Source organism: Chthonobacter albigriseus, assembly GCF_013839445.1.
Taxonomy (GTDB): domain Bacteria; phylum Pseudomonadota; class Alphaproteobacteria; order Rhizobiales; family Pleomorphomonadaceae; genus Chthonobacter; species Chthonobacter albigriseus.
Genome location: NZ_JACDIT010000001.1, coordinates 1,766,064 through 1,785,415, shown reverse-complemented (window position 1 = coordinate 1,785,415; position 19,352 = coordinate 1,766,064). Strand labels below are relative to the sequence as shown.

Annotated in this window: 19 protein-coding genes; 13 read left to right on the top strand and 6 right to left on the bottom strand. The window is 69.3% G+C overall.

The genetic code is table 11. The features are described from left to right. Positions 1-97: 97 nt before the first annotated feature. Complete coding sequence (locus tag HZ321_RS08075) at positions 98-280, bottom strand: nitrate reductase (RefSeq protein WP_181701794.1); 183 nt, start codon at positions 278-280, stop codon at positions 98-100. A 655-nt stretch (positions 281-935) separates the two neighbouring features. Between HZ321_RS08075 and HZ321_RS08070 the strand changes: the two genes are divergently transcribed. The 4 genes from HZ321_RS08070 (at position 936) to HZ321_RS08055 (ending at position 5,541) form a co-directional block, all read left to right on the top strand. After that, a complete protein-coding gene (locus HZ321_RS08070; protein WP_181701663.1) occupies positions 936-1,388 on the top strand; it encodes a c-type cytochrome in 453 nt (150 codons plus the stop codon). A gap of 12 nt (positions 1,389-1,400) precedes the next feature. Beyond that, the gene (locus HZ321_RS08065; RefSeq protein WP_181701662.1) at positions 1,401-2,750 is read left to right on the top strand and encodes a cbb3-type cytochrome c oxidase subunit I; all 1,350 of its coding nucleotides are present in this window, start codon (positions 1,401-1,403) and stop codon (positions 2,748-2,750) included. Between the two features lie 62 nt (positions 2,751-2,812). Continuing rightward, positions 2,813-3,619: a CbbQ/NirQ/NorQ/GpvN family protein gene (locus HZ321_RS08060; protein WP_181701661.1), complete on the top strand. Its 807-nt coding sequence runs from the start codon at positions 2,813-2,815 to the stop codon at positions 3,617-3,619. A gap of 8 nt (positions 3,620-3,627) precedes the next feature. Then, the gene (locus HZ321_RS08055; RefSeq protein WP_206682735.1) at positions 3,628-5,541 is read left to right on the top strand and encodes a nitric oxide reductase activation protein NorD; all 1,914 of its coding nucleotides are present in this window, start codon (positions 3,628-3,630) and stop codon (positions 5,539-5,541) included. Positions 5,542-5,610: 69 nt separating this feature from the next. Here HZ321_RS08055 and HZ321_RS08050 read toward each other — a convergent pair whose 3' ends face one another. After that, positions 5,611-6,804 carry an NnrS family protein gene (locus tag HZ321_RS08050; RefSeq protein WP_181701659.1) on the bottom strand — a complete coding sequence of 398 codons (1,194 nt, stop codon included), beginning with the start codon at positions 6,802-6,804 and terminating at the stop codon, positions 5,611-5,613. 222 nt (positions 6,805-7,026) lie between these two features. Here HZ321_RS08050 and HZ321_RS08045 point away from each other — a divergent pair, with 222 nt between their 5' ends. Next, on the top strand, positions 7,027-7,506 hold the full coding sequence (locus tag HZ321_RS08045) for a VOC family protein (RefSeq protein ID WP_181701658.1): 480 nt from the start codon (positions 7,027-7,029) through the stop codon (positions 7,504-7,506). 229 nt (positions 7,507-7,735) lie between these two features. Beyond that, entirely contained in the window at positions 7,736-7,954 is a 219-nt protein-coding gene (locus tag HZ321_RS08040) for a DUF1858 domain-containing protein (RefSeq protein ID WP_181701657.1), read from the top strand. A 12-nt stretch (positions 7,955-7,966) separates the two neighbouring features. Here HZ321_RS08040 and HZ321_RS08035 read toward each other — a convergent pair whose 3' ends face one another. Further along, complete coding sequence (locus tag HZ321_RS08035; protein WP_181701656.1) at positions 7,967-8,665, bottom strand: Crp/Fnr family transcriptional regulator; 699 nt, start codon at positions 8,663-8,665, stop codon at positions 7,967-7,969. Positions 8,666-8,858: 193 nt separating this feature from the next. Between HZ321_RS08035 and nirK the strand changes: the two genes are divergently transcribed. The 5 genes from nirK to HZ321_RS08010 all read left to right on the top strand — a co-directional run bounded on the left by nirK (position 8,859) and on the right by HZ321_RS08010 (position 14,208). Beyond that, positions 8,859-9,986 carry a copper-containing nitrite reductase gene (gene nirK, locus HZ321_RS08030; protein ID WP_181701655.1) on the top strand — a complete coding sequence of 376 codons (1,128 nt, stop codon included), beginning with the start codon at positions 8,859-8,861 and terminating at the stop codon, positions 9,984-9,986. Between the two features lie 57 nt (positions 9,987-10,043). Beyond that, positions 10,044-10,856 carry an SUMF1/EgtB/PvdO family nonheme iron enzyme gene (locus HZ321_RS08025; RefSeq protein ID WP_181701654.1) on the top strand — a complete coding sequence of 271 codons (813 nt, stop codon included), beginning with the start codon at positions 10,044-10,046 and terminating at the stop codon, positions 10,854-10,856. A gap of 153 nt (positions 10,857-11,009) precedes the next feature. Further along, positions 11,010-12,434: a cytochrome c oxidase accessory protein CcoG gene (ccoG, locus tag HZ321_RS08020; RefSeq protein WP_181701653.1), complete on the top strand. Its 1,425-nt coding sequence runs from the start codon at positions 11,010-11,012 to the stop codon at positions 12,432-12,434. 97 nt (positions 12,435-12,531) lie between these two features. Further along, on the top strand, positions 12,532-12,969 hold the full coding sequence (locus tag HZ321_RS08015; protein WP_181701652.1) for a pseudoazurin: 438 nt from the start codon (positions 12,532-12,534) through the stop codon (positions 12,967-12,969). A 78-nt stretch (positions 12,970-13,047) separates the two neighbouring features. After that, positions 13,048-14,208, top strand: a complete 1,161-nt coding sequence (locus HZ321_RS08010) for an NnrS family protein (RefSeq protein ID WP_181701651.1) — start codon at positions 13,048-13,050, stop codon at positions 14,206-14,208. 82 nt (positions 14,209-14,290) lie between these two features. Here the strand turns inward: HZ321_RS08010 and HZ321_RS08005 are convergent, their stop codons facing one another. The 3 genes from HZ321_RS08005 to HZ321_RS07995 are packed head-to-tail and all read right to left on the bottom strand — an operon-like array spanning position 14,291 to position 17,373. After that, positions 14,291-16,537, bottom strand: a complete 2,247-nt coding sequence (locus HZ321_RS08005; protein ID WP_181701650.1) for a xanthine dehydrogenase family protein molybdopterin-binding subunit — start codon at positions 16,535-16,537, stop codon at positions 14,291-14,293. Positions 16,538-16,547: 10 nt separating this feature from the next. Further along, positions 16,548-17,003 carry a (2Fe-2S)-binding protein gene (locus HZ321_RS08000; protein ID WP_181701649.1) on the bottom strand — a complete coding sequence of 152 codons (456 nt, stop codon included), beginning with the start codon at positions 17,001-17,003 and terminating at the stop codon, positions 16,548-16,550. A gap of 46 nt (positions 17,004-17,049) precedes the next feature. Further along, positions 17,050-17,373: a hypothetical protein gene (locus tag HZ321_RS07995; RefSeq protein WP_181701648.1), complete on the bottom strand. Its 324-nt coding sequence runs from the start codon at positions 17,371-17,373 to the stop codon at positions 17,050-17,052. Between the two features lie 279 nt (positions 17,374-17,652). Here HZ321_RS07995 and HZ321_RS07990 point away from each other — a divergent pair, with 279 nt between their 5' ends. Then, a complete protein-coding gene (locus HZ321_RS07990) occupies positions 17,653-18,072 on the top strand; it encodes a CopG family transcriptional regulator (protein ID WP_181701647.1) in 420 nt (139 codons plus the stop codon). 25 nt (positions 18,073-18,097) lie between these two features. Continuing rightward, positions 18,098-19,342, top strand: coding sequence for an extracellular catalytic domain type 1 short-chain-length polyhydroxyalkanoate depolymerase (locus HZ321_RS07985; protein ID WP_181701646.1), 1,245 nt, complete (start codon positions 18,098-18,100; stop codon positions 19,340-19,342). The last annotated feature ends 10 nt before the right edge of the window (positions 19,343-19,352 follow it).

The following is a 19,352-nucleotide window of genomic DNA, read 5'->3' as shown; positions in this document are numbered from 1 at the left end:
CGTCCGTCCGGGCCGCCTCTTCTGCGGTGATGCGGCCGATGCGGCCGGTTATGAAGAAACGTCGGGACGGGCTGGGGAGGTCTTCCATGGCAATGGCCTAGTGCGGTGCCGCGGGCGGACCTGGCGGCCCGAAGATCATCTGGATGATCCAAACCAGAAGCCCGAAGCCGCCGACCACGCCGACGGCGACGAAGGGCCAGACGCCGAAGGCGAGAACCAGAAAGGTGAGGAGTTCCGCGCGTCGGCTGGGGACGGATCCCGGGGCGGTCTTCGGCTCCATGGCCACGGCTGCCTCTCTCAACATGCACGACGAATACAGAGATTAGACCATGCGCGGATGCGACCGCGGCCGCAACTCGGGAGAAGTCCTGAACTGCGTCCGTCGGCGTGTCGTCTGCTGCCGGAGTAGCGGAAGCGCCCGTCGGCGGTCCTCGCGCTGGGGACGGGTGTGGCCGGACATTGATTTTGCTCAAGGCCGGCAGCCGGCGATCGCGGCATGGTCCGGGTTGAACGGGAGGACGGGACCGACATGTGCATGCCGAAGGATGGATCCGCCCGGCCTGCGGACGAGCGTTGCGCGGCCTGCTCGGGGATGGCGGGCCGGCCCCGTCCGGCTTCGTCGGCCAGGCCCGCCCCCGCGCGGCTCGAGGACGATGGGACGCCTTGCCCGCCCGCGGCCGTCGCATCGTCCTGACCGGTCCGGCGCCAGGCCGACCGTAACTTCCAACCGCCTGAACGGTCCGGCCGCGGGCCGTGCGATCCTCGCCGATCCGGCGGCCGCGCCACCGACGTTCCCGTCCGCGCCGGCGACCGGCGCCGGAGTTTGCTCCCGGACAACGTTCTCGATCGCCTGCCCGCCTAACACAGGTCACCGCCGGTTTCCGCCGGAGCAACGGGAGACCTGTCATGTCCGAGAGCCGCAGGAGCGCCGCCCGATGAGCGAGCGCTTCACCAAATCAGCCGCCCGCAACGTGTTCTACGGCGGGTCCGTGTTCTTCTTCGTGGTTTTCGTGGGCCTGACCGCCCAGAGCCACTGGCACATCGTCACGACGTCGACCGACCAGGCGACGCTGAGCGACAGCGTCGTGCGCGGCAAGCACGTCTGGGAGAAGAACGCCTGCATCAACTGCCATTCGATCCTCGGCGAAGGCGCCTACTTCGCCCCGGAGGTCGGCAACGTCTGGGTTCGCTACGGCGGCCGGGACGATCCCGCCGCCGCCCGCGAGGGGTTGATCGCCTGGATGCAGTCGCAGCCGTCCGGCATCGAAGGCCGGCGCCAGATGCCGCAGTTCAACCTGACGACCCAGGAACTGAACGACCTCGTCGACTTCCTGGAGTGGACGAGCCGGATCGACACCCAGAACTGGCCGCCGAACGACGCTGGCTGAGGAGCTACACCGATGAAATACGCAAGCCAACGCGTGGCGTTCTGGTACTTCGCCTGCGCCATGATCCTGTTCGGCGTCCAGATCCTGGCCGGTGCGCTCGCCGGCACGGTCTACGTGCTGCCGAACGTCCTGTCCGAACTGATGCCGTTCAACATCATCCGGATGATCCACACCAACGCGCTGATCGTCTGGCTGCTGATGGGGTTCTTCGGCTGCGCCTACTACCTCGTCCCGGAGGAAGCCGAGCGCGACATCGAGAGCCCGCTGCTCGCCTATGTGCAACTCGGGCTGCTGATGGTCGGGGCGCTGTCGGCGGTGGCGGGCTATACGCTTGGGGTCCACGAGGGCCGCGAGTTCCTGGAGCAGCCGCTCTGGATCAAGATCGCCATTGTCATCGTCGCCCTGATCTTCCTCTACAACGTCTCGATGACCGTGATGAAGGGGCGCCGGACGGCTGTGACGTCGGTGCTCCTTCTGGGGCTCTGGGGCATCGCCGTCTTCTGGCTGTTCGCCTTCTACGCGCCAGACAACCTGGCGCTCGACAAGATCTACTGGTGGTACATCGTCCACCTCTGGGTGGAGGGCGTTTGGGAGCTGGTGATGGCCTCCGTGCTCGCCTTCCTGATGATCAAGACCACCGGCGTCGACCGCGAGGTCGTGGAGAAATGGCTCTACGCCATCGTCGGACTGGCGCTCTTCTCGGGGCTCCTCGGCACCGGTCACCACTACTACTGGATCGGGGCGCCGGGCTACTGGCAGTGGGTCGGATCGGTGTTCTCGGCGCTGGAGATCGCCCCCTTCTTCGCCATGGTGATCTTCGCCTTCAAGATGGTGTTCAAGGGTCGCAAGGACCATCCGAACCGCGCCGCGGTGCTCTGGTCGCTCGGCTGCACCGTCGGCGCCTTCTTCGGGGCCGGGATCTGGGGGTTCCTGCACACCCTCAGCTTCGTGAACTACTACACCCACGGCACCCAGGTCACGGCGGCGCACGGGCATCTCGCCTTCTTCGGCGCCTACGTGATGCTGAACCTGGCGCTGATCACCTATGCGATGCCCTACCTCCGGGGAAGGGCGCCCTACCACCAGACGCTGAACATCGTGTCCTTCTGGATGATGACGGGGGCGATGACGGTGATGACCTTCGCGCTCACCTTCGCCGGCGCCATCCAGGTCCACCTGCAGCGCGTGCTCGGCATGTCCTACATGGAGGTCCAGGACCAGATCGCGCCCTTCTATTGGGTGCGGCTCGGCTCCGGCGTCCTTGTCGCGGTGGCGGCCGGCCTCTTCCTCTGGTCCGTCTTCGGCCCCGTCGGCGAGCGCAAGGCCGGCCGCGTCGCGGCGGCCGTCCAGCCTGCCGAGTGATCCAGCCAGGCCGGGCGGTCGATGCCGCCCGGCCTCCATTTCCCCGTTCCGGAGCACGATCCATGTCCGCCCTCGCCACCACCGCCGCCGTCGAGGCGCTGCCGTTCTATTCGCCCTCGGGCACCGAGTGCGCCCTTTTCGACCACGCCTACCGCAACCAGCTGCCGGTGCTCCTGAAAGGCCCGACCGGCTGCGGCAAGACCCGCTTCGTGGCCCACATGGCGGCGAGACTCGGCCGTCCCCTCTTCACGGTCTCCTGCCACGACGACCTGACGGCGGCGGACCTCACCGGCCGGTTCCTTTTGAAGGGCGGAGAAACCGTCTGGGTCGACGGTCCGCTCACCCGGGCGGTGCGCGAGGGCGCCATCGTCTACCTCGACGAGGTGGTGGAGGCACGCAAGGACGTCACCGTCGTGCTCCACCCGGTCACCGACGACCGCCGCCTGCTGCCGCTGGAGCGCACCGGCGAGCTGCTGGAGGCTCCGTCCGAGTTCATGCTGGTGGTGTCCTACAACCCGGGCTACCAGAACGTCCTGAAGACGCTGAAACCGTCGACCCGCCAGCGCTTTGTCGCCATCGAGTTCGGCTTTCCCGACCCGGACGCGGAAGCGGCCATCGTCGCGCGCGAGAGCGGCCTGACGAAGGACCGCTGCGTGCCGCTGGTGCGGATCGCCAATGCGCTTCGCGACCTCAAGGGCCAGGATCTGGAGGAGGGCGCCTCGACCCGGCTCCTGGTCTATGCCGCGATCCTGATCCGGGACGGTATGAAGCCGGCCGTCGCCATCGAGGCGGCGCTGCTGCAGCCGCTGACGGACGATCCGGAGGTGATGCGGGCGCTCGCCCGCGTCGCCGACCTCGCGCTCGGGTGAGGGCGGCGATGATGTCCATCTTCGAACCCGAGGAATTCGTCGGCGAGCACTGGCACCGGCTCGTTGGCGGCGTTTCCACCTACCGGCGCCATCCGCAGGCGGCCGCGACCCTTTCGTCCATGCGCACGCGGCTGGGCGTGCTCTTTCGTGCACTGGGTGGGGAGGGGGCGGTCCGCATCGCGGAAAGCGCACCCGTCGCGTCGCGGCACCGGCTGAGCCTGCTGCAGAAGATGGGCCTTGGCACCGAGACGCTGGCGCTGCCGATCCTGGATGCATCGACGCTGCGGCTGCCCGGTGTGATCGACGTCTATCCCGACTGGGCGGACAACGAGGCCCTGTTCGAGTGGCTGGCGGCGTGGTTCGCCCATGCGGTGCCTCCCGACCAGCCGTCGGGTGATCCGTTGAGGGACGACCTGGCGCGGCTCCGTGCCGCCGTCGACACGACGACGGACACCTTGAACGCCTGGCCAGGCCTTCGCCGCACCTACGCCCGGCTGAGGGCGGCAACGCTCGCGGTACGGCCGAAGCGTTCGCTGCCCCCGGTGGAAGCGCAGCTGGAGGAAGCCATCGTCGCCCTCCTCGGCGGAAGCCGCAATCCCTCCAACCCGTTCCTCCGCGTCCTGGAAGAGCGGGGAGCGGACCTTTCCCGCCTCGCCGCCGGGCGCGGGTATCGGACCTACCTGCCCGTGCCGCTGTTCGGGATCCTGCAGGTCTCCTCCACGCCGCCACGGCCGGACGAGGGGGAGGATCCGGACGGCCGATCGATCGAGGTGGACCGGAAACGCCGGCGCGCGGAACGACGCTCGACCGAGGAGAGCGACCGTGGCGACCCGCTGGTGTTCCACCGCTTCGAGACGATCTTCTCGATCTCGGAGATGGTGAACGTGAACCGGAAGGTGGACGACGACGACGAGGACGGAGCCCGGCAGGCGGCCGACGACCTGCCCGAACTCACGATCGGGTCGAACCGGCGGCGGTCGTCGGTCCGGCTGAAGATGGACCTCGACCTCGCTCCTGCGGAGGCTGACGGAGCGGCCGTCGCCGGCGGCGTCACCTATCCCGAATGGAACTGGAAGAAGGGGATCTACCTGCCGGACCATTGCCGGGTGCTCGCGACCGTGGCGGCGGAGGAAGGCGAGGACTGGGCGCCCGATGCGGCCATGCAGCGCCGGATCGCCGCCGTGCGGCGCCAGTTCGAGGCCTTGCGCCCGAAGCGGCTGACGCTCCATGGCGAGCCCGACGGCGACGATCTCGACCTTTCGGCGCTGGTGAGGTCGGTGACCGACCGCCGCGCCGGCGGGCCAGGGTCCGATCGGGTGTTCACCGCCACCCGGTCGGTCGAGCGGGACCTCTCGGTGGCCGTGCTGATGGATGTCTCCCTCTCCACCGACGCGTGGAACGGTTCCCACCGCGTGCTCGACGTGGAGAAGGCCGCACTGCTCGCCCTGACCCACGGGCTGACCGCCTGCGGCGACGAGCACGCGATCCTCGCCTTCACGTCGCGCAAGCGGACCGCCGTCACGGTGGCGACAGTGAAGGATTTCGACGAGGCGCTCGGGCAGACGGTGGTCCGCCGCATCGAAGCCCTGAAGCCGGGGCAGTATACGCGCATGGGCGCGGCGGTGCGGCATGCCGCGAAACGGCTCGCCGACCGTCCGCACCGTCATCGGCTGCTGCTGCTCCTCACCGACGGGAAGCCCAACGACGTCGACCACTACGAGGGCCGCTTCGGGATCGAGGATACCCGCGCCGCAATCCGGGAAGCGAAGAAGGCGGGACTGCGGGTGTTCGGCGTCACCATGGACGCGGAGGCGAGCGACTACTTCCCTTACCTGTTCGGCCGCGGCGGCTACGCTATCGTGCCCGATCCGGAGCGCCTGCCGTCAGCCCTCCCGGCCATCTACCGGCAGCTCGTCCGATAGGCCGCGAGGGCACCGGACGCCGTGCCGGGACGGGCGGGCGGTCCTTCGGGTCGCCCGCCTGCGCCCATGTCAGGAGATGGATCTGGGCCGGCGGCGGAACCGGGGGCCGAGCTGGGCGGCCACGAACAAGCCCCAGGCACAGGCCCACAGCACGGACGCGGTGCCGAGCAGCTCGACGAAGGCGCCATCCACGAGAGGCGCCGCCACCCGGGCGCCCGCCGCGGCGTTGACGAGCGCGAGAGCGGCCGTGCCGAGGCGTGCGCTCGCCCGCGCACCAGTGCCGCGGGTCGCGCCCAAACGGGCCATCACCGCCATCGTCATGCAGCCGATGGCCCCGGCGGTGAAGGCGTGCAGAGCGGCGTCGGGCGGGACGGATCCGAGCGGATCCGCGGCGAGGGCCGCGAGCGCGGTTCCGATCACCACCCAGGCATAGCCGGCATGCAGGGCCGCGACGTCGGCCTGCCGGACCAGCCAACCCCGCCAGCGGGCCAGACGGGCGGCCTGAAGAAGGGCGCCGGCGCCCATCAGAACGGCCGAGGCCGGGTGGTCGGGAGCGACCGCCCAGGCGGCCAGGGCCGGGAATATGGCGGCAAGAACGAGGACGTCGTAGCGGCCGTAGGGCTCGGGCACGCGCTCCGCACCGCGCCCGGCCAGGGCGTTCCGGGTGAGGCTCGGAACAAGCCGTCCGCCGACTGCCGAGATGAGGAGGACGGCGACCGCGACGCCGACGCGGGCGAGCATCGCGGCCGCCTGCGGATCGGCCGCCAGAAGGCGGTGCGCGACCGCGGCGGCGGCGAGCACGGGAAACAGCATCAGGCCATGGCGGGACTGGCGCGGCGCCTTCACCCGCGCCTCGCGCAGGAGAACCGCCGCCACCGCCAGGGGAAAGCCTGCGTCCGTCGCGACGGCGATCGCCGCGGGGGAAACCAGCGGCACGATCCGCCCGGCCAGCCAGAGCGCGAAGAGCGCGGCGAGCGGCCAGCCGGAGGCCGGAAGCCTGCCCGACCAGTTCGGCGTTGAGGAAACGAGGTAGCCCGCCATGACAGCGGGCAGGAACCCGAACACCATCTCGTGGGCATGCCAGGCCGTCGCCGGCATCCCCGCGACTTCGGAGACGCCCGTCAGGAAGATCCACGTCCAGAGGGGGACCGCGGCTGCCGCGAGCGCGGAGGCGCCGATGAAGTGCGGGCGGAAGGAGACGGCGAACAGCCAGCCCGCGTCGGATCGGGAGCGGGATGCAGCAAGGGAAGGGGAGAGGGGCATGGCAAGATCCTTTCGCCCCCAGCGATGCCACGGGACCCGCGACCGCACTTTGTGCGGGCGCAATCTCAGGAGAACGTGAGTTCCGGGTGGGGACGAGCGGCGGCGTCGGTGTGCCGGGAGGTCCATTTTTCGCCTTGCCCGATGTCGGCCTTGCGGTTGCCTGTTCGTCCTGGTGGTGTCGGCGGCACGGGCTGCCGCCGTCGCGCCCTCGAGGAGACCGCCATGAACCAGCCGAAGAACACCCTCTGCATCTGGTATGACAACGACGCCGAGGCCGCCGCCCGCTTCTATGCGGAGACATTCCCCGACAGTGCGGTGCAGGCGGTGTTCCGCGCACCCAGCGACTATCCCTCCGGCAAGGCCGGCGACGTGCTGACGGTCCTCTTCACGGTGCTTGGCGTCCCTTGCCTCGGCCTCAACGGCGGACCCGCGTTTCCCCAAACCGAGGCCTTTTCGTTCCAGGTCGCCACCGACGACCAGGAGGAGACCGACCGCTACTGGAACGCGATCGTCGGCAACGGCGGCCAGGAAAGCGCTTGCGGCTGGTGCAAGGACCGCTGGGGGGTGTCGTGGCAGATCACGCCGCGCGTGCTCACCGATGCGCTCGCTGCCGGTGGCGCCGAGGCGAAGCGCGCCTTTGAAGCGATGATGCAGATGGGCAAGATCGACGTCGCCGCCATCGAGGCCGCCCGGCGCGGCTGAGGCTGCTTTCGGGTGCATTCAACGAACCGAACCGACGTCGGGCCGCGCCGTGGTGGCGGCCCCGGCGTTCCTGTCAAGGCGTTAGGGGTCCGGGCTGCGCTGGGGGGGAGGGCTCGTCCGCCCGGTCGCCGACCTGAACGCCGGCGATCGGGTCCGGTCGTTGCGCCGGGACAAAGACCGCGAGACATCGACGGCCTAGGCTCGGGATCCATGACAAGGAGACCCGATCATGTCGACGGCCCTCACGGTTCCCGTAACCGCCGAGACCATCCTCGACGACCTGATGACAACCTACAAGGTGACGATCCCGATCTTCATCCGGCGCAAGATGATGTGCATCGGTTGCCCGGTCGTGCGCCTGCACGACGTCCGCGAAGCCTGCCTCGAGCACGGCGTCCCCCTGGACGAATTCCTGGCAGAGGTCAACGGGGCGATCGCCAGCCGGTGACGGGGGACAACCTCACTCCGGCTTTTCGGCCAGCACATGCAGCCGGTGCGCGTCCTTGACGACGACGCGCTTGCGCGCGCTGGCCACCAGCCCCTTGGCTTCCCAACCGGTCATCACGCGGCTCACCGTATGAAGGGTCGTCCCGGTCATCTCGGCGATGTCCTGCCGGGTGACCGGAAAGTCGATCAGGATGCCCTCCTCAGTCTTCCGGCCCGCCTGCTGGACGAGGCGCAGCAGGGCGTGGGCCACGCGCCGCTCGACCTCCTCGGTGGAGAGTTCGCGGATTCGGGTGTGGGCGTCCTGCAGCCGCTGCCCCACCGTCTGGAGGGCGTTCATGGCGAGGACCGGGCTCCGCGCGATGAAGGGCTCCCACTGGCTGGACGGCCAAGCGAGCGCGAGGCTCTCCACGACGGCGATCGCGGTCGCGGGGAAGTCCGGGCGGCGCATGGCCCGGGCGATGCCGAAGATGTCGCCGGGGCTGACGTGCCGGACGACGACCTGCTGACCGTCCGGCGTGGTCTGCACCACCTTGAGCCGGCCGTGCAGCAGGGCGAAGAACTCCCGCGCCATCTCTCCCTGTTCGAAGGCGCTGCTGCCCTCGGGAAGCTGTCTGACCGTGGCCGTCGAGAGCACCGCGTCGAGATCCTCGTCCGACATGGACTGGAAGATGGCGAGGTTCTTGATCAGCGATCGGTCGAGTTTCTGAGGCATGCCGTCCTCCGGTCCGCGGATCCCTTATGAGTGCTTCATGCCACATCGGCAGCCCGGGATCTCGTCCGATCCGACTGCGGTCCGGGCCGATAACCCCATCGGTCTTTGCCTTTTCGCAAAAAGCACAATGCGGATTGGGTGTCTTCTGTCCTCAACGGCCATCGCAGCCGCCAACGAGGAAAGGACCCCAACCATGTTGATCCGTCGCACAGCCCTGATCGGCGTCGCCCTCGCCGCCCTGGTGACCGGGCTTCCGGCCCTGGCCGAGGAGGGCCCGAACCCGACCGTGAACGCGGTCGCCCAGGCCGACCAGACCGCCACCCTTCCGCGCGTCAAGGCCAATCTTCTCGCGCCGCCGGCCGTGATGGAGCACGAGCAGGTCGCCGTCGGCGGACCCAAGGTGGTGGAGTTCACCATGACGATCGAGGAGAAGGAGATCGTCGTCGACGACGAGGGCACGACCTTCCAGGCGATGACCTTCAACGGCTCCATGCCGGGGCCGACGATGGTGGTCCACGAGGGCGACTACGTCGAGCTGACGCTGATCAATCCCGAAACCAACAGCATGCCGCACAACATCGACTTCCACAGCGCGACGGGCGCGCTGGGCGGCGCGCAGCTCACCTTCGTCAATCCCGGGGAACAGGCGACGCTGCGGTTCAAGGCGACCCGGCAGGGCGCCTTCGTCTACCACTGCGCCCCTCCCGGCATGGTGCCCTGGCACGTGGTCAGCGGCATGAGCGGCACCATCATGGTGCTGCCGCGCGAAGGTCTGAAGGACGAAGCCGGCAATGCGGTTAGGTACGACAAGGCCTACACGATCGGCGAGTTCGACCTCTACATCCCCAAGGACGCCGAGGGCAAATACGTCGACTACGAGACGCCGGGCGACGCCTATGCCGATACCGTCGAGGTGATGAAGACCCTGACGCCGACCCACGTGGTCTTCAACGGGGCGAAGGGCGCCCTGACGGGTGAGAACGCGATGACGGCGAATGTCGGCGAGACCGTGCTCTTCATCCACTCCACGGCCAACCGGGATACCCGGCCGCACCTGATCGGTGGCCACGGTGATCACGTCTGGGAGCGCGGCAAGTTCACCAACGCGCCGGCGAAGGATCTGGAAACCTGGTTCGTGGCAGGCGGCAGCGCCGGCGTGGCGACCTACACCTTCCTGCAGCCCGGCATCTACGCCTACGTCAACCACAACCTGATCGAGGCGGCCGAGCTCGGCGCCACCGCCCACGTCAAGGTCGAAGGCCAGTGGAACGACGACCTGATGAAGCAGGTCAGCGCACCCGGCCCGATCGTCGGCCAGTAAGGCCGGCCACGGGGCCCGCCCTTCCCGGGCGGGCCTCCTTTTGCCCTGGAGGCTCCCATGCGCAGGCATCGTTCCGCTTTCCTGGCTGCCGCAGGCCTGACCGGCATGGCGGTGCTGCAGGGATTCACCGACCGTCCAGTCGAGGCGGATCTGGTGCGCGTGGAAGGGGCGTCAGTCCTTTACCGCGAGCCCGGCGAGTTCCTGGACGGCTCGATCCCCGTCAACGGCCCGATCGGCGAGATCGGGCAGGACAGGGCGTTCTTCGTGATGAAACGGCAGGTGACCCGGGGCGACTATGACCGTTGCGCGGCCGCAGGGGCCTGCAAGCCGCTCGACGGGGCACAGGCGCCGGATCTGCCAGCAGTCGGCGCGAGCTGGGACGATGCGGTCGCCTACGCGGCCTGGCTGTCGGAGGAGACCGGCGAGCGCTGGCGGCTTCCGACCGATCGGGAGTGGGCGCTCGCGGCCGGAACGCGCTTTCGCGACGACGCCTACACCGAGGTGAGCGATCCCGCCAACCCGTCGCGGCGCTGGCTCGCCACCTACGACGCGGAGACGGCGGCCCAGGAGCCGCTCGACCCGGCGCCACGGCCGGTGGGGAGCTTCGGCGAGAACGAGCGCGGGATTGCGGACCTTGCCGGCAACGTCTGGGAATGGACGAGCACCTGCTATGTCCGGCACCGGATCGATACGGGCGACCGGACGGAGAACTGCGGCATCCGCATCGCGGAAGGGCGCCACCGCGCCTTCATGACCGGGTTCTTCCGCGATCCCAAGGCTGGCGCCTGCTCGGTGGGCGTCCCGCCCGCGAACCTCGGGATCCGGCTCGCACGTGACGACGCCGGCTGGGGGGCGTGGCTCGGCTTCTAGACGGCCGGCCCATCGCTCCGGCAGTCCGTTCGCGGCGATCGCGTGGCGGTGCGGATCTGTCCGGAAGGTTGTTCCCGGACAACGTCGAGCGGCGGGCGGGCGACTAGTTTCCTCGGCGTCGGGTCCCCCCGGCGCCGCTCGAGGAGACCGCCCGTGACCTACCACACCCCCAAGCTTAAGGCCTCGCGCGCCGACGGACCCGTCGTGCCGCAGTCGGTGACCGGCCGGTATCGACGGATCAAGTGGTGGCTCCTCGCCTTCTGCCTCACCGTCTACTACGGCCTGCCCTTCCTGCGCTGGGACCGCGGGCCGGGACGGCCGGACCAGGCGATCCTCCTCGATCTCGCCGACGTGCGGTTTCATTTCTTCGGGTTGGAGATCCGGCCGCAGGAGCTCTACTACCTGACCGGCGGCCTCGTGCTCGCGACGATGGTCCTCGTGCTCCTCAATGCGTTAGCCGGCCGGGTGTGGTGCGGCTTCTTCTGCCCGCAAACGGTCTGGACCGATCTCTTCCTCCTGGTCGAACGCAAGATCGAAGGCGACCGCCGCGATCGGCTGCGCGCCCTCGACGCCCCGCTGACGCCGCGCCGCGTCGGCCTGATCGCCCTCAAGCATGCGGTCTGGCTGCTGATCGCGGCCGGCACGGGCGGCGCCTTCGTCCTCTACTTCGCCGATGCGCCGACGCTGCTGACCGATGCGGTCACCGGGCAGGCGTCGTCCGTCGCCTACGGCATGATCCTCACGCTGACGTTGACCACCTACGGGCTCGCAGGGTTCGGCCGCGAGAAGGTCTGCACCTGGATGTGCCCCTGGCCGCGCCTGCAGGGGGCGATCTGGGATCCCGAAGCTCTCACCGTGAACTACCGGGACTACCGGGGCGAAGCGCGGATGTCGGCCAAGAAGGCGGCCGCCGCCCGCGCAGCCGGCCTGCCCGCGGGCGACTGCGTGGACTGCAACGCCTGCGTCGCCGTCTGCCCGATGGGGATCGACATCCGCCAGGGGCCGAGCATCGCCTGCATCAACTGCGGCCTCTGCGTCGACGCGTGCGACACGACCATGTTCAGGATCGATCGCGAGCGGGGGCTGATCGACTTCGACAGCTGGACCAACCTCGAGCGTGGCCGACGCGGCGAGGAGCGCCGGCCCGCTCGTGTGCTGCGGCCCAAGACGGCCGCGATCGCGGTCGCGATCGTCGCTCTCTCCGGCGGAATGGCGCTGTCGGTGGCGACACGGTCGGACCTGGCGGTCGGCGTCACGCACGAGCGGACTCCGGTTGCGGTCGCCCTGTCCGATGGGCGGGTGCGGAACGCCTTCGAGGTGCGGGTCACCAACACGCTCGCCGCCTCGGAGAGCTTCGAGCTTCGTGTCGAAGGCGCCGCGCCGGCGACCCTGGCGGTCGCGACCCGGGCGGGATCGGAGAGCGACGCGATCCGGATCGAGGCCGGGCCGGATGAGACGCGCAAAGTCCGGGTGTCCGTTTTCGGCGGTCCGGACCTGGCGGGCGGCCTCACCTTCAGGCTGACCTCCCTTAGAACCGGGGCGACGGTGACAGTCGCGGATCGCTTCAGCCTGCCCTGAAACGCGGCGCTGTTTGTGCTGGCACAACGTCGGTCGGCGCGCCGGCCCATAGGGTTCGGCTCAACGGACCGCGGTTGGTCCGCATTGGAGAAAGATGATGACAATCAGAAGCTTGGTCCTCGCCCTCGCTGCCGTCGCCGTGACCATCGGCAGCTCCGCGGCGGTCGCCGCCGACCATGAGGTGCGCATGCTCAACAAGGGCGAGAAGGGCGCGATGGTGTTCGAGCCGGACCTCGTCAAGGTGGCGCCGGGCGACACCGTAACCTTCAAGGCGACGGATCCCGGCCACAACGCCGAGACCATCAAGGGCATGCTCCCGGATGGCGCGGAGCCCTTCGCAGGCAAGATGGGCGCCGACGTGACGGTCACATTCACCCAGCCCGGGGTCTACGGTGTGAAATGCAAGCCGCACCTCGGCATGGGCATGGTCGCGGCGGTGGTCGTCGGCGAACCCGTGAACCTCGATGCGGCCAAGGCGGTGAAGAACCCCGGCAAGGCCGGCAAGCGCTTCGCCGAGATCCTCGCCGGCCTCTGACCCGGTGCAACGCCGCGTCTTGTCGAAACCAGCGGCGGGCACAGTCTCGCCGCCACTCTGTCCTGCGGACGGTGACCGATGACCGAACCTTACTGGCTGTCGGGCGGTTTCCGCCCATTCTTCCTTCTCGGTGCCCTCGCGATGGCGGCTTCGGTGCTCGCCTGGATCCCCGTCGCGCTCGGCGGCATCGAGCTCCCGACGGCCTTCGGTCCGCGGGACTGGCACGTCCACGCCCTGCTCTTCGGCGGCCTGATGGCGATCATCGCCGGGTTCGCATTGACGGCGGTCGCGAACTGGACAGGGCGCCCGGCCGTCGCCGGCCGCGAACTCTTTACCCTGGTCCTGCTCTGGGCGGCCGGACGCATCGCCGTCACGACGTCTGCCTGGATCGGTGCGAGCGCCGCGGCGACCGTCGACATCCTTTTTCCCGTGGCGCTCACCTGCGTCTTCGCCCGGGAGGTGATCGCCGCCCGCAACCTGCGCAATCTTCGGATCGTCGCCATCGTCGGCGCCCTCGGGATCGCCGACATCGGTTTTCACATGGAGGCTCAGCTCACAGGCACCGCCGACACCTCGACGCGCGTCGCGATCTCCCTTGCGCTTCTTCTGGTCATGCTGGTCGGCGGCCGCATCATTCCTGCCTTCACGCGCAACTGGCTGGTCGCACGGAAAGCGACACTCCTGCCTGCCGCCTTCTCGCGTCTGGATGCAGCTTCGGTGGTGGTCGGCATCATCGCGCTCGGGGCCTGGACCGTCGCGCCGCAGCACGTCCTGACGGCCACGCTCTTGTCGGCCGCGGCGTCGCTCTCCGCGGTGCGGCTTGCACGCTGGCGTGGCCTGCAGACCCGTTCGGAGCCGCTCCTCCTCATCCTTCACGTCGCGTTTGCCACGATCCCGCTGGGGTTTGCGGCGGTGGCGCTCGCCATCCTGGTTCCGGACTCCGTGGATCCGACGGCGGCGGTCCACCTGTGGACCGTCGGGACCTTCGGCAGCATCACGCTGGCGGTCATGGCACGTGCAAGCCGCGGGCATTCCGGTCAGCCGCTGAAGGCCGGGCGCTTGGAGATCGGGATGTTCGTTCTGGTGTTCGCGGGCGCTGCCGCGCGTTTCGCGGCACCTTACGCAGAGGGCTGGATGGTGCATACCCTGTCCTGCGCCGGGCTCGCTTGGGCCGCAGCCTACCTGCTCTTTGCAGCCGGATACGGTCGCATGCTTCTTGTTCGGCCGCGCCTTCCGTGACGAGCGCGCGCGAAGTCCGGACGGGACGCCGGGACAGGCCCGCCATGTCGAGTTTGCGACGCGGCGGGCCGGTCGATTCGTGCTAGCCGGCGCTGGCGCCGGCAAGATCCGCGTCGGACACCGGGAGCTTTCTCAACCGCTTGCCCGTGGCGGCGAAGATTGCGTTGGTGAGGGCGGGGGCGGCGGACACGGTTCCGGTCTCGCCGATGCCGCCGGGCGCTTCGTCGCTGTCGATGAGGTGAACTTCCATCGGCGGCGTCTCGTCGATCCGCAGCTGCCTGTAGGTGTCGAAGTTGGCCTGCTCCGCGGCGCCGTCGGCGAAGGTGATGCTGTTGAACAGCGCGGCGGAGAGGCCGAACACCAGACCGCCCTCGACCTGCGCCTTCACCGTGTCGGGGTTGACGACCTGGCCGCAGTCTACGGCGGCAACCACCCGCTTCAACGCGACAGTGCCGTCCTCGCCGACAGCGGCTTCCACGACGGCGGCGACGAAGCTGCCGAAAGCGCCGTGCAGCGAGACGCCGCGACCGGTTCCGGGCGGCAGCTCCGACCCCCAGCCGGCGTGTTCGGCGGCGACGCGTAGCACGGCGGCGGCGCGCGGGTTCTCCTTCAGCAGGCTCATGCGGAAGTCGACCGGGTCGGCGCCGGCCGCCTCGGCCATCTCGTCCATGAAGCTTTCCACCACGAACACGTTGTGCGTGGGGCCGACCCCGCGCCACCAGGTGACGGGGATCGGCGGATCCTTGCGGACCCAGTCAACGAGCACCGACGGGAAGGCGTAAGGCGTGTCGGCCGCGCCCTCGATGGCGTCGCTGTCGATGGTGCCTTCCGGCAGACCGCCGGGAAGGTAGGCGCCCAGCACCGAGCCGCCGGTGATCCGATCGAGGAAGGCGACCGGACGGCCGTTCTCGTCGAGGCCGGCGGAGATGCGGTCATGGTAGGCCGGCCGGTAGAGGTCCTGGCGGATGTCCTCCTCCCGGCTCCAGATGATCTTCACGGGATAGGACAGCTGCTTGCCGATCTCGGCCGCCTGCTCGATGGAGTCCGCCACAAGCCGCCTCCCGAACCCGCCGCCGAGCAGCTGGTTGTGGAGGCGCACCTTTTCCAGAGGGAGGCCGAGCCGCTTGGCCGCCACGGCCTGGGCAGCGGTCGGTACCTGTGTGCCCACCCAGATGTCGCAGCCATCATCGGTGACGTGGATGGTGGTGTTGATCGGCTCCATGGTCGCATGCGCCAGGAAGGGCAGTTCGTAGACCGCTTCCACCCGCTTGGCCGCACCGGCGAGCGCCAGCGGCGCGTCGCCCTCGCGACGGCCGAGGATCGGGGTACCCGCATCGGCGGCCTGCTTCAGGTCGGCGAACAGTTTGTCCGTTGTGATCCCGGCGTTCTCGCCGGTGTCCCACTCAACGGTCAGCGCCTGCAGGCCCTGGTTCGCCGCCCAGTAGTGGTCGCCGACCACGACGACAGCGTTCTTCAGGCGCACCACGTCCACGACACCCGGGACGGCCCGCGCCGCCTTGTCGTCGACGCTCTTCAGGGTTCCACCGCGCGTCGGCGACGCCATCACGGTCGCAACCTTCATGCCGTCCAGCTTGATGTCGATGCCGAACACGGCGGTGCCGTCGACCTTGCTCGCGGTTTCCACCCGCTTGGCGGGCGTGCCGATCAGCTTCCAGTCCGCCTTCTTCTTCAGCGGCACATCCTGCGGTACCGGCTGCTTGCCGGCGGCTTCCACGAGGTCGCCGTAGCCCAGTGTCCGCCCGCTCGCCGCGTGGGTGACCACGCCGCGCTCGGCGGTCAGTTCGGCTGCGGGCACGCCTAGTCGTTCCGCCGCCGCACCGATCAGCATCAGGCGCGCCGCGGCTCCAGCCTGCCGCAGTGGATCGAAGGCGCCCCGGATCGAGGTGGAGCCACCCGTCGTCTGAGACTTCAGCAAGGGCTGCTTGTAGAGCTCCTCGTTGGGCGGCGCGGCCAGCACGGTGACCTGGTCGAGCCCCACTTCCAGTTCCTCGGCGATCAGCATCGCTTCCGCGGTGTAGATACCCTGGCCCATCTCCACGTTAGGCGCGATGATCTGCACCGATCCGTCCCGGGCGATGCGGATGAATCCGCCGGGCGCGAAGCCCTCGAAGGCGTCGCCGGTGTCCATCGATCCATCGCCGATGGCGCGCAGGCTCGGCTCCTCGCCGGCCGCGTGGGCCTTGCGTCGGCCGACAGCGAGGAAGGCGAGCATCAGCCCGCCGCCCTTCAGCGCCTGGCGCCGGGAGATGGCGGCGCTGGTCTTCTCGTCGACCAGGCCGTAGGTCGGAGCGATCGTGTGCTTGGTCATGGTCTGGTCCTCAGGCCTTGGCGGCCGACTTGATGGCGGCGCGGATCCGCGGGTAGGTCCCGCAGCGGCAGATGTTTCCGGACATGGCGGCATCGATGTCCGCATCGGTCGGCTCCGGCGTCGCCTTCAAAAGGGCGCTCGCCGACATGATCTGGCCGGACTGGCAGTAGCCGCACTGGACCACCTCCAGGTCGAGCCAGGCGGCCTGGACCTTGCGGCCCACGTCCGTCTCGCCGACGGCCTCGATGGTGGTGATGGCGCCCGTGCCGACCTCGCTCACCGCTGTCACGCAGGAGCGGATCGGCTCGCCGTCGAGGTGGACCGTGCAGGCGCCGCACTGGGCGATGCCGCAGCCGAACTTGGTGCCGGTAAGCCCCACGACGTCCCTGAGCACCCAGAGCAGGGGCATGTCCTCGGGGACATCGACCTGGCGGGTCTCGCCGTTGATGGCTAGGTCGAACTTCATGTCTGGCATTCCTTGTGACGTGTCGGTTGCTTGCCGGCCGGAGGCGCTACTGGCCGATCGAAAGCGTGCAGTCGCCGTTCTCGCCGACGGCCGCTGTCGAGCCGTGGGCCGCGGACCATGCCTCGGATCCTTCCACGGGTGCGTCCGTACCGCCGGTCGTGGCGCCGGTCGGGCCGGGTTGTCCGGCCGCCTCGGCGACTTCGGCAGCCGTCGCGTCGGCGACGGGCTGTTTTTCGTCGGTCGGCCCAGTGGCAGCAGCCGCATCTTCATCGCGCTCGACCGCGCAGGGCCGGGCCGCCTGCTCGGCCGACACGGGCAGAGGCGTCAACAGGGCGAGGACGATCGCCGCAGGAAGGATGAACTGTTGCATGGTGCGTCTCCTGGCCCTCTCCGCGACCATGGGGATCCGGGAGGCCGATGGTATTGAGGGGGTCCGACCGGCGCGGCGCAGGGGCGGCCGCGGCGAACCGCAGAACCCGACAAACCCGTGGCCGGGCGTCCGTGTTCCCGTCCGGAGGGCATCGACACGCACGCGTGAACGGCGGCCGGGTGGCGTTGCGGTGGACGACCGGACGGAACACGGATCGGCAAGGACCCCCTTGCGATCGGGAGTTCACCCTCCATATACCATCCACACGGATGGTGAGAGATGACCGACACAAGACAGCCGACACTCAGAAAAACCGAAGAAACCGAGAAGATCACGATCAACCTTGGTTTCGTCGATCTCGGCCGCATCGACCTGATGGTGCGCGACGGGTTCTACTCGAACCGGTCCGACTTCATCCGGACAGCCATCCGCAAGCAGCTGGACGCGCATGCCGACGTCCTCTCCCGCTCGATCGAGCGAAGCACGTTCGACCTCGGACTGCGGGACTTCTCCCGCGCCGATCTGGAGGCTGCGGTGGCGGCGGGAGAAAAGCTGCACATCAAAGTGGTCGGGCTTGCCCGTATCGCTTCGGACGTCACGGTGGATCTCGCGCAGGCGGCCATCGCCTCCCTCACGGTCCTGGGCGCGCTCCAGGCCTCTCCCGAAATCCGAACGGCGCTGGCGGACCGCATCCGCTGACCCGGCACGACCAGGACGACCCATCATGAAGCTCGACCTTTCCGCCCTTCGCCGGGCGGCATCGCTGACCCGCGCCGGAAGCCTCGTCGAGGCGACGAGGCAGATCCAATCCGCACTCGGCGGGTCCTTCGGCCGCGAAACGGCCAAGGCCGATCCAGGACCATCTTCCAGATCCGCCGGAGCGGTGGAAGCCCCTCGGATCCTGGATCTCTCCGCAACCCCGGTGGGCAAGCCCGCGACCGCCGGTCCGGCCAGCCCCGCCGGTGGACCCTCGACCCGGCAGGATGGCCCGGCCGGCGGGACTGCCCGGTTGCGCAAGCCGCTTCCGGAGGTCGTCCGCGGGCTTGCGGCGGCGCGGCGCTTTTTCGACACCTTGCCGGGCGCGGGCGGGGCTTCCGCTTCGCCGCCGATCGCCGAGGGCGCCCGGTTCTTGTCGCGCGAGTTCACGTCGCCCTCCGGCGCGCGGCCCTATCGGATCTACATTCCGGCCTCCGCAGGGGACCGGCCGGACGGGTTGGTGGTGATGCTGCACGGATGCAAGCAGAACCCGGACGATTTCGCGGTCGGCACACGGATGAACGAGAAGGCTGAAGAGCACAGGTTGATCGTGGTCTATCCGGGCCAGCTCTCAGCCGCCAATCCGTCGTCCTGCTGGAACTGGTTCAGTCCGGCCGACCAGCGGCGCGGCGGCGGCGAGCCCGCGATCCTCGCCGGAATGGCCATGGCGGTCGCCGCCGAATTCGGCATCGGGCCTGAGCGGACGTTTGTCGCCGGGCTCTCCGCCGGTGGCGCGATGGCCGCGATCCTGGCGGAGACCCATCCCGACGTGTTCGCGGCAGCGGGCATCCATTCGGGGCTTCCCGCGGGAGCTGCGACCGACGTCGTCTCCGCGTTCCAGGCGATGAAAGGCACGGGCAGTCCGAAACGACCGGACCGCCGGACCGCTGCCCGGTCCGCCGCCCGACTGATCGTGTTCCACGGCTCTGCCGATCGGACCGTCCACCCCTCCAACGGGGAAGCCATCGTCGCATCCCGGGCCAGTGATGCGGAGGCGAGCCGCGACAGCGGCAGGACGCCGGCCGGCCGGGCGTTCACGCGTATCGTCCACCGCGCGGCAAACGGCGTGGCTGAGGTGGAACACTGGGTGATCGACGGCCTCGGCCACGCCTGGTCCGGTGGGCATGAAGGCGGGTCCTATACGGATCCGGCCGGCCTGGACGCATCGGCGGAGATGCTGCGCTTCTTCCTGGAGCGGAAGGCTACCGCCTGATTCCGGCGCA

Coding starts and splice junctions, on each gene's coding strand:
- HZ321_RS08075 (WP_181701794.1), bottom strand. CDS start 280: ATGGAGCCGAAGACCGCCCCGGGATCCGTCCCCAGCCGACGCGCGGAA.
- HZ321_RS08070 (WP_181701663.1), top strand. CDS start 936: ATGAGCGAGCGCTTCACCAAATCAGCCGCCCGCAACGTGTTCTACGGC.
- HZ321_RS08065 (WP_181701662.1), top strand. CDS start 1,401: ATGAAATACGCAAGCCAACGCGTGGCGTTCTGGTACTTCGCCTGCGCC.
- HZ321_RS08060 (WP_181701661.1), top strand. CDS start 2,813: ATGTCCGCCCTCGCCACCACCGCCGCCGTCGAGGCGCTGCCGTTCTAT.
- HZ321_RS08055 (WP_206682735.1), top strand. CDS start 3,628: ATGATGTCCATCTTCGAACCCGAGGAATTCGTCGGCGAGCACTGGCAC.
- HZ321_RS08050 (WP_181701659.1), bottom strand. CDS start 6,804: ATGCCCCTCTCCCCTTCCCTTGCTGCATCCCGCTCCCGATCCGACGCG.
- HZ321_RS08045 (WP_181701658.1), top strand. CDS start 7,027: ATGAACCAGCCGAAGAACACCCTCTGCATCTGGTATGACAACGACGCC.
- HZ321_RS08040 (WP_181701657.1), top strand. CDS start 7,736: ATGTCGACGGCCCTCACGGTTCCCGTAACCGCCGAGACCATCCTCGAC.
- HZ321_RS08035 (WP_181701656.1), bottom strand. CDS start 8,665: ATGCCTCAGAAACTCGACCGATCGCTGATCAAGAACCTCGCCATCTTC.
- nirK (WP_181701655.1), top strand. CDS start 8,859: ATGTTGATCCGTCGCACAGCCCTGATCGGCGTCGCCCTCGCCGCCCTG.
- HZ321_RS08025 (WP_181701654.1), top strand. CDS start 10,044: ATGCGCAGGCATCGTTCCGCTTTCCTGGCTGCCGCAGGCCTGACCGGC.
- HZ321_RS08015 (WP_181701652.1), top strand. CDS start 12,532: ATGACAATCAGAAGCTTGGTCCTCGCCCTCGCTGCCGTCGCCGTGACC.
- HZ321_RS08010 (WP_181701651.1), top strand. CDS start 13,048: ATGACCGAACCTTACTGGCTGTCGGGCGGTTTCCGCCCATTCTTCCTT.
- HZ321_RS08005 (WP_181701650.1), bottom strand. CDS start 16,537: ATGACCAAGCACACGATCGCTCCGACCTACGGCCTGGTCGACGAGAAG.
- HZ321_RS08000 (WP_181701649.1), bottom strand. CDS start 17,003: ATGAAGTTCGACCTAGCCATCAACGGCGAGACCCGCCAGGTCGATGTC.
- HZ321_RS07995 (WP_181701648.1), bottom strand. CDS start 17,373: ATGCAACAGTTCATCCTTCCTGCGGCGATCGTCCTCGCCCTGTTGACG.
- HZ321_RS07990 (WP_181701647.1), top strand. CDS start 17,653: ATGACCGACACAAGACAGCCGACACTCAGAAAAACCGAAGAAACCGAG.
- HZ321_RS07985 (WP_181701646.1), top strand. CDS start 18,098: ATGAAGCTCGACCTTTCCGCCCTTCGCCGGGCGGCATCGCTGACCCGC.